This window comes from Stenotrophomonas sp. WED208, from assembly GCF_040984485.1.
GTDB classification, from domain to species: Bacteria; Pseudomonadota; Gammaproteobacteria; order Xanthomonadales; family Xanthomonadaceae; genus Stenotrophomonas; species Stenotrophomonas riyadhensis.
Genome location: NZ_JAZARB010000001.1, coordinates 87,154 through 101,415, shown reverse-complemented (window position 1 = coordinate 101,415; position 14,262 = coordinate 87,154). Strand labels below are relative to the sequence as shown.

At 68.1% G+C, this 14,262-nt stretch carries 5 protein-coding genes; all 5 read right to left on the bottom strand.

From position 1 onward, the window contains the following. Positions 1-12: 12 nt before the first annotated feature. The gene (gene tssA / locus VPH47_RS00375; RefSeq protein WP_368849867.1) at positions 13-1,047 is read right to left on the bottom strand and encodes a type VI secretion system protein TssA; all 1,035 of its coding nucleotides are present in this window, start codon (positions 1,045-1,047) and stop codon (positions 13-15) included. Positions 1,048-1,084: 37 nt separating this feature from the next. Then, positions 1,085-8,623, bottom strand: a complete 7,539-nt coding sequence (locus VPH47_RS00370) for a filamentous hemagglutinin N-terminal domain-containing protein (protein ID WP_368849866.1) — start codon at positions 8,621-8,623, stop codon at positions 1,085-1,087. Between the two features lie 9 nt (positions 8,624-8,632). Then, positions 8,633-10,237 carry a ShlB/FhaC/HecB family hemolysin secretion/activation protein gene (locus tag VPH47_RS00365; RefSeq protein WP_228756495.1) on the bottom strand — a complete coding sequence of 535 codons (1,605 nt, stop codon included), beginning with the start codon at positions 10,235-10,237 and terminating at the stop codon, positions 8,633-8,635. A gap of 182 nt (positions 10,238-10,419) precedes the next feature. Continuing rightward, positions 10,420-10,704: a hypothetical protein gene (locus VPH47_RS00360; protein WP_153856961.1), complete on the bottom strand. Its 285-nt coding sequence runs from the start codon at positions 10,702-10,704 to the stop codon at positions 10,420-10,422. Continuing rightward, positions 10,701-14,258: a protein kinase gene (locus tag VPH47_RS00355; RefSeq protein WP_368849865.1), complete on the bottom strand. Its 3,558-nt coding sequence runs from the start codon at positions 14,256-14,258 to the stop codon at positions 10,701-10,703. Before VPH47_RS00355 ends, VPH47_RS00360 begins: the two co-directional genes overlap by 4 nt. Positions 14,259-14,262 lie beyond the last annotated feature (4 nt).

Below are 14,262 nucleotides of genomic sequence, written 5' to 3'. Positions count from 1 at the left end.
CAGGGCGTGGGTCTATTCGGTGCGACCCACCACCCGTCCCACTTCGTCCATGCCACCCGGCGCCAGGTCACGCAGCAGGGCGAGGAAGTCGCCACCGACCAGGCGACGCGCCCGCTGCAGCAGCAGGGGTACCGGGCTGGACGGTTCGCAGCGCGCGTAGTACTCGCAGATCTCGTCCAGCCGCCGGCGCACATCGTCGGCGCTTTCGATGCGTTGGCTGCGGGTTGAGACCGGACCTGCGCTGTCGCTGTCCTGTGACGCGTCATGTTCCTCGTCGCCCACACCGGCCTGGCTGCCGCTGCGTGCCTGCCAGCGCGGTTGCAGGTAGCGATCCAGCGTGGCCAGATCGTCCAGAAGCGGTTTCAGGTCCGGAGCCGCCGGTCCCAGCTGTTCACCCAGCAACTGATCGATCGCGCGTGCCGCCTGCAGCGACTGCCGCGCAGCCTCGGTGCTGGCCGCCAGCATCTCCAGCGGGCAATCCAGGCAGCAGGCGTCGATCTCCTCCAGGCCCGGCGAAGGCGGGGACTCTGCCGCCCCCTTCAACGTGCCTTCGGCCAGACGCAGCTCACGCAGGGCGAAGCGCCCCAGCCGCGGCGACTGCACGAAGGGGAGCACGCGCAGGCGACCAAGTGCCCCCAGCGGATCGGCCAGCGCCAGCACCGCGTTGACCCGGGCAGTCGGGTCGTCATCGTCCTCCGCATCCAGCTGCGGATGCACCCCGGCCCATTGCTGCTGCAGCAGGCCCTGCACCAGGCGCAGGCCATCGGCCCAACCCGCCCAGCCCTGCTGCCGGCTCCATGCCGTGGCCAGATGCACCGCCACCCGCAGGTCGCGGGTGCGCTGCAGCAGTGCCAGCGCCTGCTCGCCGACCCGGTCCCAGTCGGGTTCTTCAGCGGCCAGCACACTGTCGCCGACGACCCGCTCGGCGCGCGCCGCCGCCGCCTGGTCCAGGGCCAGGAAGGCCGGATCGTATTCGAGGTTGTCACCACAGGCGCTGCCCTCGGGCAGTGCCGCACACAGGCGGTCGAGCAGGTCGTTGCGGTCCATCAGAGCCTCCACGGCCAGTGGCCAGGCAGGGTGGGATTCACTGCGCGCACTCCGCGTCCGGGTCACCGCTGTCACAGGCCACGGTCTGGTCGGCCGGCAGGCGGATGCCGGGCTGGACGATGCCGAACGCGCGGTACTGGGCACTCAATGCGCCCATGTCGACATAGGCAACCCGCGGCAGCACGCTGCCCTGGGTCCGCGCGCCAACGATCGCCGTGGGCAGGTTGAGGCCGCCGCCCACCACCAGCGGCAGTCCATCCGTACCGATGCCATAGAAGTACGCCGGTGGGCGGCCGATGAAGTCCACCACGTGGCTGCTGCCGGCGCTGGTCAGATAGATCGGCAAGGGCTGGGTGCCGATGCTGCCGCTGGACCACCAGTGGCTGGCACCGGCCAGCACCGGCGTGGTGCCCAGCTGGCGGATGTCACCGCCCTGCACCTTCAGGTAGAACCCACTATTGCCGGCATCGACACTGAATGCGCTGCCGTTGAGCGAGGCAAGGGCCAGGGTACCGGCGTTGGTCAGGCTGAAGCCTGCGGGCGACTGGAAATCGCCGAGGGTACCGATGGCATTGGCCACGAACAGCGAGGCGTCGCCCAGCATCGTCGGCCCGGCGGCGCGTCCGCTGAGCTGATCAGCCAGCAGGCGGCCACCAGCACCGGCACGGATCGCGCCGGACGACTGCAGGCGCAGCTGGCCCGCCTGCACACTGCCATTGAGCTGCAGATCACCACCATGCACGTCGAGCAGGCCCTGCGCGCCAGCCTGCACGTTGCCGGTCACCTGCAGCCCTTGCGTGGTCCGCAGCTCCAGGCCTTGGCTGCTGAAGTCACCGAGCGTGGCGATACGGTTGTCGCCGCGCAGGCTGGCCTTGCCGCCGGCGCTGCCCTGCAGGCGCTGTGCGGCCAGCACGCCACCGCTCTGGGTCAGCGCGCCACCGCTGCCGAGCTGCAGTTCCCCCGCAGCCAGCACGTCCTGGCCGAGCTGCAGGTCCTGGCCGCTGCGCAGGGTGATGTTGTTGCCACGCAACGCCGCCGGCAACTGCAATGCGCCGCCGGCCAGCAGCTGCAGGTCACCGCCGCCGGTATCAATGACGCCGGTGGGCAGGTTCAGCGAGCCTCCTGCCTGCAGGCGAACTGCGGCGCTGCGGTTGTCGAGCGAACCGATGCGCAGGTCGCCCGCACTGGCCAGATCGATACCCACGCCAGCCAGCGACACTACGCCACGCAGCTCGTTGCCAGCCGATCCCAATGCAATCGACGCATCACTGCGCAGGTCGGTGCTGCCATCCACGCGCAGCGTGCCGTCCTGATCGATGCCGTTGCTACCCGTGGCCTGCAGGTTGCCACCCACATGTGTCGTGCCGAAGTGCAGCTGCTGGCCCTGCAGCGTCACATTGCCGGCAACGTCGGCCGCGGACAGGGTCAGGCGTTCTGCACTGCGCGCGACCAGGCTGCCTGCCGTCACACCCTGCAGCTGCAGGGCGCCATCGCTGGCCAATGCCACCTGCTGGCCCTGCACGGCCACGGCATCACCGAAACGGTTGCCCGCCGCCTGCAGGTCGATGTCACCGCCGGCACTCAGGCGGGTCGTGCCCGCCACCTGCACGGCACCCTGCTGGCGGATGTCGCCGGCGCTGGCCAGTGACAACGTGCCGCCCGCGTTGACGCTGCCCAGCAGCAGCGTGTCGGCGGCCACGTTGATATCACCACCGGACAGGTTGAGCGCGCCACCGAAGCGGTTGCCGGCGTTGCCCAGGGCGATGCGTCCGCTGCCTGCGTTGACCTGCACCACACCCGCAGCCTGCACGCTGCCGCCCACGCCGTTGGGCGCAGCGATCTGTACGATGTCCGCATTGCTGCTGGACAGGGTCAGTGAACCACCGCTGCGCAGGTCACCACCCAGCCGCACGCCATCGCGGCCTGTCAGCGTGACGTTGTTGCCGGCCAGCAGCGCATTGGCCTGCAACACCCCGCCATCGGCGAGCAGGGCCAGGTTGCCGGTACCGGCATCGATGGCAGAGGTGGGCAGTTGCAGTCCTCCGCCCGCATGCAGGCGTATATCGGATTGCCCGGCGTTGTTCAGACGATCAATCTGCAGATCGCCCGCGGCGCGCAGATCGACACCCTTTCCGTCGAGTCCGACCGCACCTGTGAACCGGTTGTCAGCACGATCCAGCACAATGGCGCCCTGCGTGCGGATATCGCTGCGGCCGCCGACCTGGACTGCCGCCTGCTGGGAAACACCGGCGCTGCCAGCGCGTGCATCCAGATTGCCGCTGGCGGACACCCTGTTCAGCAGCAGACCGCCGCTGGTGGTGACAGCCACGTTGCCACCGTCCAGTCCCACGCTGCCGTCGAAACGATTACCGGCCTGGTCCAGGGTGATGTCCGAACCCGCCTGGAAGCGGCTGTTGCCTGCCACCTGCAGTGCAGCAGACTGGGTGATCGCTCCGGTGCTGTTCACCTGCAGTGTTCCCTGCACGGAGGTGGTCCCGAGCCGCACGCCGTTACCCGCCAGCACGGCATCGCGCGCAGCCTGCAGCTGCTGGATATCCAGTGCCGTGCTGCTGGACAGGGTGATGTCACGGCCCTGTACCTGCAGTGCGCTGCCCAGTTGATTGCCGGTTCCGTCCAGCACGATATCGGTGCTGGCTGTCAGCTGGCTGTTGTTGCCGATCGCCAGGCTCCCACTTCCCTGGCGGATCGCACCCGCGTGTGCGGTCGCCAACAGCGTGCCGCCGATGGTGGCTCCATCCAGCAGCAAGGAGGCCCCTTCGATCGTGGCATTGCCCGCGATGCCGGCGGCGCCCAGGCTCAAGTAGCCACCGCTGCGCGCGATCAGGCTGTCCGCCGTCACCCCCTGCAGCTGCAGGGGGTCGGTGCTGGCCAACGCCACCTGCCGGCCCTGCACCGCCACGGCATCACCGAAACGGTTGCCCGCCGCCTGCAGGTCGATGTCACCGCCGGCACTCAGGCGGGTCGTGCCCGCCACCTGCACGGCACCCTGCTGGCGGATGTCGCCGGCGCTGGCCAGTGACAACGTGCCGCCCGCGTTGACGCTGCCCAGCAGCAGCGTGTCGGCGGCCACGTTGATATCACCACCGGACAGGTTGAGCGCGCCACCGAAGCGGTTGCCGGCGTTGCCCAGGGCGATGCGTCCGCTGCCTGCATTGACCTGCACCATACCCGCAGCCTGCACGCTGCCGCCCACGCCGTTGGGCGCAGCGATCTGCACGATGTCCGCATTGCTGCTGGACAGGGTCAGTGAACCACCGCTGCGCAGGTCACCGCCCAGCCGCACGCCATCGCGGCCTGTCAGCGTGACGTTGTTGCCGGCCAGCAGCGCATTGGCCTGCAACACCCCGCCATCGGCGAGCAGGGTCAGGTTGCCGGTACCGGCATCGATGGCAGAGGTGGGCAGTTGCAGGCCTCCGCCCGCATGCAGGCGTACATCGGATTGCCCGGCGTTGTTCAGACGATCAATCTGCAGATCGCCCGCGGCGCGCAGATCGACACCCTTTCCGTCGAGTCCGACCGCACCTGTGAACCGGTTGTCGGCTCGGTCCAGCGCGATGGCACCCTGCGTGAGGATGTCGCTGCGGCCGCCGACCTGGACTGCCGCCTGCTGGGAAACACCGGCGCTGCCAGCGCGTGCATCCAGGTTTCCTGACACCGATACGGCGTCGAACAGCAGGCCACCGCTGGTGCCGAGGGCAACATTGGCCCCCTGCAGGGCGACGCTGCCGTCGAAACGATTGCCGGCCTGGTCCAGGGTGATGTCCGAACCCGCCTGGAAGCGGCTGTTGCCCGCCACCTGCAGCGCAGCAGACTGGGTGATCGCTCCGGTGCTGTTCACCTGCAGTGTTCCCTGCACGGAGGTGGTCCCGAGCCGCACGCCGTTACCCGCCAGCACGGCATCGCGCGCCGCCTGCAGCTGCTGGACGTCCAGTGCCGTGCTGCTGGACAGGGCGATGTCACGGCCCTGTACCTGCAGTGCGCTGCCCAGTTGATTGCCGGTTCCGCCCAGCACGATATCGGTGCTGGCCGTCAGCTGGCTGTTGTTGCCGATCGCCAGGCTCCCACTTCCCTGGCGGATGTCGCCGGCGCTCGCGGTAGCCAGCAGGGCTCCGCCAATGCTCACCTGGTCGAACAGCAGGGACGTACCGTCAAGGACCGCAGCGCCGGCAACATTGGCATTGGCCAACGACAGCGCCCCCGCACTGCCCGCATCCAGTGCCGCAGCCGTCACCCCATCCAGTGCCAGGCCCGGCTGCGCGCGGATCCGCACCTGGTTGCCGCTCAACGCGACCTTGCCGGCAAAGGTGTTGGCCGTTGTATCCAGCATCAGGTTGCCACGGCTGCCGGCACTGAAGCTGGCATCGCCGCCGACAGTGAGCGTACCGCCCTGGGTGAACCCGGTGGTGCTGCTGACGTCAAGCCGGCCACTGGTGCGGATCGCCTGCGCGATCACGCTTGCCCCCTTGAGTTCGAGATTGGCCAGCCCCGCGCCGGGCGTGGTACCCGCACCGGACTGCAGTTCAAGCGCGCCGTGCGCGTTGAGCGCCAGGCTGCTGCGGCCATCGCTGCTGCCGTCGATACGACCCGCCAGCAGGTTGCCGTTGTTGCTGCGAACGCTGAACAACCGGGGGGTGTTCGAAACCAGGTTGACGTTGCCCAACCGGATCGCGCCGTCGGCCGTGATGTTGCCGCCGAGCTGGAGCGGACCCGCACCACTGATGTCGAGACTGGCGAGCGCCTGATTGCCGCCCACGTCATCGGCAAACACCACGTTGAGCCCGCGTGCGAGCGTCAGTGCGTACCCACCATCGATGCGCCCCCGGAAGTTGATCTGGCCAAGCTGGCTGTCCAGCACGCTGTCGCGGGTCAGTACCACATTGCCCTGGAAGTACTGCAGGCCGATGCTCCTGCCGCTGGCGGGAAGCTGCACGACATCCGCCGTCGCCAACAGGCTGTCCACATCGAAATCGGAGAAGGCCAGCGTGCCCGCAGCGGAGATGTAGCTGCCGCGACCCTTCAGTGACACCTCACCGCCAAACCGGTTGACCGGCTGGCCCAAGCCGTTCACCCTGTCGAGGTTGATGGGACCGCCGGCGTCGATGCGGGTGGTACCCCCGATGTTCAGCGCGCTGCCGCTGGCCTGCTGCAGTCCGCCAGTGAGATGCAGCCCGAGGCTGCCCTGCAGCGAAGTACTACCCAGCAGCAGGTCGCCTGCGCGAAGTTCGGCGTTCCCGCCCTGCAGCGCGACTTCACCGCTGAAGCGGTTGCCTGCATCAGTCAGTGTGATGTCTCCCTGGCTGCTGAACCGGGACAGGCCGTCGACCTGGTAACTGCCGGTCTGGAGCAGATTGAGCCGGGAGTCGATGCCGAGGTTGCCCTTGCTGACGATGCCGCGACCGCTGAAGATCAGTCCGCTGATGTCGACATCGGCGGCACTGATGTTGCCGTTGACCTGGATCCGGTTGCCGGTGCTGATCGTCAGGTTGTAGCCACTGCCGATGTTGCTGGAAATGCCATCGGTGGTGATGACGCCATCATTGGTGCTGACCAGCTGCGTGTTGCCGTCCAGCCGGATGTCGCCCTGCAGCAGCATCTCGCGTCTGCTGGCAATGCGACTGCCCAGGGTGATGGTATCGGCACTGGCGTACAGGCGATCCACCGGTCCGGTGGCGCCCACTGCGCCGGCGAGCGTGAGCTGGCGCGCGCTCAGGCTCAGATCGCCACCGTCACCGTCGACCGCCCCGCCCAGCGTCATGTTTCCGCCCAGCGAAGTCAGGCGGCGCGATCCGTATACCTGCAACGGACCGGTGAACGCGAGCATGCCAAGGGTGGTGACGTCGCCGGACAAGCGCGCACCGCTGCCGGTGGCGACATTCAATCCCTGCAATGCAGTACTGCCACCAATGGCGCCCAGGAAGGTGGTCACTCCGCTGGCGGCGACACCCAGGTAGTAGCTGCCATCAACCGTGCCGTCGAACCGGATCGTTCCGCCCTGCAGCGTCGAGTTGCCCTGGAGTGTCACTGCGGACCGATAGGCCTGGTCACCGGACGTGGTGATCGTACCGCTCAGGCCAAGGCTGCCGCCCTGCACATCCAGGCTGCGCGCATCGATATCGCCCAGGTTCAGTGCACCGATGCCGACCAGACTGACATCGGCTCCTTTCGCGCTGACCCGGTTGCCGAAACTGTTGCCGGCATGGGTCAGGGTGATGTTGCCCGTAGCTGCGTCGAGCGTGGTATTGCCACCTACCGACAGCGCCCCGCTGTTCGCCAGGCTGGTCGAGGTGGCCAGGGTCAGGTCGGTACCGACATGGCCGCCAACGCGGCTGATGGCATTGCTCGCCTGTCCCAGGGTCACTCGGCCCTGCGTGTCCAGTTGCAGCGCGCCCTCCAGCGAACCCGCGGTCTGGGTGATGTTGTTCGCGTCGATTCCGATCGAGTCTGCCTTGATCGAGCCTGACAGCACCACGTCGCCGTTGATGCCGCCATTCAAGTTCACGGTCGTGGCGTCGATGCTGCCGCCGGTCATCTGGATGGCGACCGGCCCCCCCATGACAGCCGATCCCACCGTTGACATCGCGTTGGCCGTGATGATGGCATCGTTGATCGCCACCGGTGCGGAACTGCGGATGGTGAGGCTGCCGTCAGCGCCATCAATCGCATTGGCGATGATCGTGCCACCCGCGTTGATGCCGGTGGAGGAAAGACCAGGTCCCATCAGCGCCGTCATGCTGATGTTGCGTGCACTGAGGGTACCGACGTTGCTGATACCGGTTCCTGCCATGCCACTCGCTGCGGTGGTGACGAACGCCAGGCTTGGCATGCCGGCCGATGACACGCCGGTCACCGCGGTGACCGCACTGGCCGCCGCCAGATCGATATTGCCGAGCGGTGCCGCGATGTAGCCGTTGTTGAACACCGAACCGCCGACCAGGCTGATGCCTCCGGCCGTCGCCGTCAGCGTGCCTCCCAGGTTGCTGACCGCGGCATTGGTCCCTGTGCCGCCCAATTCGAAACTGGGCGGCAACACACCACCATCCAGCGGAATCCCCTGTGCGCCGGGCATCAAGGTGCTGGCCAGCAACCCACCCACGTTGACGCTGGCAGTGCCGGTGAACGTAATGCCCGCCGGATTGAGCAGGAATACCTGCCCGTTGGACAGCAGCTGGCCGCTGATGATGCTGGCGGACGGGCCGGTAACCAGATTGATCGCCGTCGACCTCGAGCCCGCCTGATCGAATCTGACCGTGTTGCCGGAGCCGATGCTGAAGCTGCTCCACTGGAACAACGCAGCCTGGCTCTGCTGGGTGACCGTCATGGTGTTGCCATTGACGTTGATGATTCCCGAGCCCGACGTAATGGTGCCGTTCTGTGGCAGGGTCTGCGCCGTGGCCTGCAGGCTGCCGGTCAGCAGCAGCGCCGCGGTCAGGGGTGCCAGCCACAAGGCGGCGCGTGATCGCCCCGGGACACAGCGACGCGGCCCGCGCGCGAACTCCGCAGCAACCTGTACCTGGCCCAGCGAAGGATTGAAGACGAGTCGGTAGATACGGTTCATGGTCGCTCCTCAGAAGGTCAGGCCAAGCCGCGCATACACGCGGACATCGCGGCCGTCACCCGGTCGCAGGGCGCTGGTCGGCTTGGCCGCCGCCACGCGCAGTTCGAGGTTCTTCCACTGGCGCAGGCGGAAGGTCGCGCCCATTCCCACCGATGCCAGATCGGCCGGTGCCTCCAGCCCATCGACATCGAACACGCGCGCCTGGTCGGCGAATACGTCCAGCTCCAGTACTTCGCGCCACGGCACCCCGCGGAACGGCGAGGCGACGTCGCCGAAACCCGGCGCATCGACGTGGTACTCCAGCGCTCCGTACCAGCCACGATCGCCCAGCGTCTCGCCCTGCGCATACCCCCGTACGCTGTCGTTGCCACCCACCTGGAACTGCTCCAGCGCCGGCAGCGAGTTGTTGCTGTACTGGCCATTGAACTTGAACAACAGGCGCTGGCTGCGGCTGAGGTACTGCAGCCGCAGCAGGCCCAGGCGCACCACGTTGAACCGGCTGTCGCGGGTCGGGTTGATCGCATCGAAGTCGGCCGAGCGATCGCGCAGCGACTGGCGCACGCTCAACTGTGCCAGGTTGATGCCATGCCAGCGCGCATCGTTATGGCGCAGGCTGGCGCCCACCTCGGCCACGTCGTACTTCTGCTTGGACAGCACCAGGCCCAGCGCTTCAAAGCGCGAGCTCTCGCGGATGTAGCGCGCCGAGCTGGTCACCTGCAGGTCGGGGCGGTTGATGAACTTCCAGTCGGCGCCGGCATAGGCCTGCGAGGCCGGGCCCTTGAGCTTGAAACCGCGCAGGATGCCGTCGTCCACTTCCAGCTCGCTGCGGTTGGCGCCGGCCAGCACCGACAGTCCCTGCACCGCCTGCAACGGTACGCTGTAGGACAGCGCGCCGGCGCGGCTGGCCTGCGGATCGAACGCATAGGTTCCACTGGCCGCGAATACATCGCCCAGGCCCAGCGGGCTGTTCCAGGTAACGCCCAGCTGGGCGCGCCCGCGCCCGGTCAACTCGGTACCGTGATTGTCCACGCTGGTACTGACCTCGTACGGCCGGCCGCTTTCACGCGCGACCAGTACCAGATCGGTTTCACCAACGTTCTCACCGGGCTGCAGTACCGAAGATACCGATACCCCGGGCAGGTCACGTGCATACAGCAGAGCGCTGTCGATGTCGGCCTGGCGCAGCGGCTGCCCGCGCAGGCGCTCGGCCACGTTGCTGAGCGTATGGGTGCGGTAACGCTGGTTGCCCTGCACCACTACCTTGCCGATGCGCCCTTCCAGCACGCGTACTTCAATGCGGCCTTCAGCGTCGGGTTTCTGCGGTGGCAGGTAGGCGACGCTGACCAGGAAGCCCGCCTTGCGATAGGCCGCAGTGACCGCATCGGCCGCCCCCTGGAGCTGCGCAAAGTCCATCGCGACCGCATCTGCGCCATGCGCCAGGCGGGCAAAGTAGGCATCCAGCACGGCCTGCACCTGCGCAGGCGTGATGCCACGCTGCGGATGCTCACCAACGTCGCTGGCACGGAAGCCGCGCACCTGCAGGGTCTGGTTGCCGGTGCGCGCGGCCATGTCGGGCAGCGCGGTGGCCGGCCCCCCTTCGACCTGCTGGGCCATCGCCGCGACTGGCAGGGCTGCCGACAGCAGCAACGCAAACGACGAACGCTTCAATGGCATGGCTCTGTCCTCCGATGACAATGGATGCCGGGGCGTCGCGTCCTCTGTACGGCCCCTCCCCGGGCGGCACAGACAAAGAAAGATCCGGGCACGGCGACGCGCCCCTGGCGTCCAGGTGGCCATCAGCCAACTGCCAAGACATAGATGCACAGCAACAACCCCATCGTCAGCATGACATACAAAATGAGAACCAGCGCACTTCGTGAGCGACCGTTCGTCGGACCCGGCGAGACCCCGGCAACAGGGTCCGCAGGCCGGTGCCTCTGGGTCTGCAGGCAGCGTTCACGCACGCCCTGCAGCACCCGACGGCGCCGAGCGCGGTATTCCTGCAGGTCGATCTGGCCGCGCTGGTGGGCATCGGCCAACGACTGCAGGCTGCGGTTGGCGTGCTCTTCCCAGCCGCTCACTTCAGCTCCCTCAATACCCGGAAGCCGACATCCGGCTGCGCCGCACCCGCCAGCGCGCGGTGTGCCTGCACCGTGCAGTCCGACCAGAAGCTGGCGTAGCTGCCACCACGTACGCTGCCATTGCTGGTCCATTCCCAGACGTTGCCGGTCAGGTTGACCAGGCCCCACGGATTCGGCTCGCGGCCACGTACGCCCACCGGCACACCGCTGCCAGCGCTGGCACTGGGCGGAATGCAGTTGCTGTCCGGCGCCTGCCGCCATTGTTGCTGCGCCTGCGCGGCGTGCAGCCACTCGGCATCGCTCGGCAGGCGGTAGCGCCAGCCGCCGCTGGCGCGGGTCAGCCAACGCGCGTAGCCCTGCGCCTGGGCGAGGCTGAGATTGCGTGCGGGCCATCGCCCCTGCTCGCCGGATGCCGGCTGCACACTGCAACGACCACTGGCCCGGCAGTACCGGTTGAAGTCATCCACCGCGATCTCCCCGCGCGAAAGCGCATACGCAGGCCCGCCCGACACCCCGGGCACCACCACCAGCATCGGCCCACGGGCATCGGCCAGCGCGTCGTAGCAGGGCTGTGCACGCCCGGCCAGACCTGCACAGGGATCGGGGCCGTCGGGCACCGGTGGCAACGGCGCATCATCCGCATCGGCCGCCGCGGCGACGGCAGCGCTGACCGGCGTTGCCGCAGGCGGACGCGGTGCATTGCGCGCTGCATGCGTGCCGCCGGTGGCAGTTGCCGCTGAGGCCGGTGGCGGTTGTGCGGCCACGATCGCGCCCTTCTCTCCCTGCAGCAGCGATTGCAGCGAATCGCCCTTGAGACGCCCGTGCGTGCGCAGCGCTTTTTCCAACCGCTCCATCGCCTGCGGATCACGGCGGTACTGTGCATCGAGTTGCTGGCGCAGCCGCTCGCGCTCGCTGTCCTTCGTCGATGCCTGCGTGCTGGCGGCCAGTACCGCCGCCACCACGTCCAGGCGTGCACGTGCCGCCTGCAGTACGGGACGCGCGCCCATCACCTGCAGCGCGTGTGCCAGCAGTGCGTCAGCGGCTGCCGGATCACCCTGGGCGAGCCGCAGCACCGCCTGGTCCTGGGTAGCCTGGTCCAGCAGTGCGGGCGCCTGCTCACGCACGAACGGGGCATCGGGCTGCACCACATGCAGCTGCTGCCAGGTGCGTTGTGCCTTGTCCAGGTCTCCAGCGGCGATCGCGCGCCGCAGCGATTCACTCTGCGCAGCCAATGCAGCATCACTGCGGCTATCGGCCAGCGACTGCTGCAGTGTCTGCTGGCGCTGCTGCAGCTGACTGGCAGCCGCCGCCAACGCGGCCGTGTCCGGTGCCTGGCGACGCGCGAAGTCGAGCAGCACAAGGTCATCCGGTAGTTGTGTCGGTTCCCGGTGTCCTCCCAGGATGGCAGCCACGGCGGTGGCCAGCGCGTTCTGCGCCGCAGGCAGTTCGGCGCCGGCATCGCGCCGGATCACCTGCAGTGCGGCCGCAACATCGGTCTGCCAGGCGGCATCGGCGCTGGGGTTGGCCAGGCGTTGCTGCAGGCGCTCCCGCGCCTGCGCGACTGTGGCGGGCAGCGCGGTCACCTGCAGATCCGGCTGCGATGCCACCCGCAGCTGGGCCGCCTGCAGACGCAACCCCAGCGCATCAGGGAAGCTGCGCTGCGCCTGCTGCAGCCGTGATTCCGCCTGCGCGGTGTCACCCTGTCCCAACGCACTGGCGATGGCCTGTTCATAGGCCTGTTCCAGCGCAGGATCACGCAGCAGCGGATTGCGCGGATCGATCGCGGCGATTGCTGCCAATGCTCCTGACAGGCTGCCGCTGCCATGGCCGAACAGATCCCCCTCGGCAATGTGCCGCTGGCGCTGGGTGTCGAGCGTGTTGAGTGCCTGGTCTCGCTCGGCCTGCAGGCGCTCGCGCCGCGCATCGAGCGTGGGTGAGTACAGTCGCAGGCGATCGCGCAACGCGAACACTTCCTGCGTCCCCGGGTAGTCGTAGCGGCCGGCGGAGGGCGCCCACAGCGCATCCAGGCGCCGCAGCAGGAAGCCTTCGATCAGTCCCGGGTGGTCCAGCAGCAGTTTGGCACGCTGTTCGTGATCGAGACTGGAAAGACCTTCCCAGGCCTGCGCGGCATCTTCATAGCGCTGCGGATCGTCGGCTCCCAACCGCGAACTCACTTCGGCGAGGCGCTGCTCGTGCACATGGCGGTTGACCAGTACACCGGCGCCGGCCAGCACCACCACCGCCGCAGAGGCATAGCCCACCCGCGGCAGCACGCGTTCACGCCAGCTGCGCGGACGCAGGCCTTCAAGCAGCGCATCGACGTTGGCCAGCCGCTTGTCCGCAGGCAAGGCCACCGCCGCACAGAGGGCACGGTACGGGCGCCGCCCAAGGCCACGCAGCGCGGGCGGGCGCCGACCCTCCCGCAGTGCCACTTCGGCGCTGGCCTTGTCGTAGGGATGGCGGCCACCGAGCAGTTCGAAGCAGACGCAACCGAGCGCATAGACATCGTCGGCCGGTGTCGGCGGCTGGCCACGCAGCATCTCCAGGCTGGCGTACGCCGGTGTCAGCGCCCCCAGCGAGGCGGCGTCGAACACGGTCTGTTCGCCCGCCACATCCACCGCATGCTTGCCGGCGCGGGCAATGCCGAAGTCGAATACCTTCGGTACACCTTGCGCGGTGACCATCACGTTGCCGGGCTTGAAGTCGGAATGGACGATGCCCGAGGCGTGCGCGCGGCGCAGTGCGCCGGCCATGCCCTCGATCAGCGGCCAGGCACGGGCCATCGGCATGCCATCAAAGGCCTGCTCGCGGATCAGCGTACGCAGGTCCTGGCCATCGACGTACTCCATCGTCATGAACACGATGGCGCCATCCTTGTCGAAGTCATACACGCGCACGATGTTGTCGTGCCCCAGCTGCTGCGAGCGTCGCGCTTCGCGCTGCAGCGCCACCAGCGCATCGGGGTGGCGACGGAACTCATCGCTGAGCACCTTCACCGCCAGCCAGGGGTCGCGATCGCGTGCCTCCACCTTGCGCGCATCGCGGGCCAGGTACACCACCCCCATGCCGCCGCGGCCCAGTTCGCGTTCCAGCTGGAAGCGTCCCTTCAGCAGGCTGCCAACCGTCACTGTCTGGCCCGCGGCTGCCGCAACCTGCTGCCATGCCGAGAGGCTCGAACTCTGCGACGCGGTACCGCTGGTGCGACCCTCGGCAGCCGCATCCGTGCGCGCGACATCCTCGCCGGGCTGCACACGTGTCATCTCGTCCGGCACGGCGCTGCGTGCGGGCTTGACCACGGTGGCATCGTCATCGCGCGACAGCGTGCTGCCACTGGCATCGCGCAGATCCTGCAGACGCTGCAGCAGGGTGTTCATCGACACCTCATCGATCGCCTGCTGCTGGCGCATGCGCCACAGCGTGTCCACGCCGTTGCGATAGTCGGCATCGGCCACGTGGTCATGCCGGGCCAGCGCCCGCAGCAGTGCGGGCAGGTCCAGCGCTCCCCTGCTGAAGGCGGTTACCAGTTCAACCACGGAGGTCGTGTCCTCTTGCACGTCG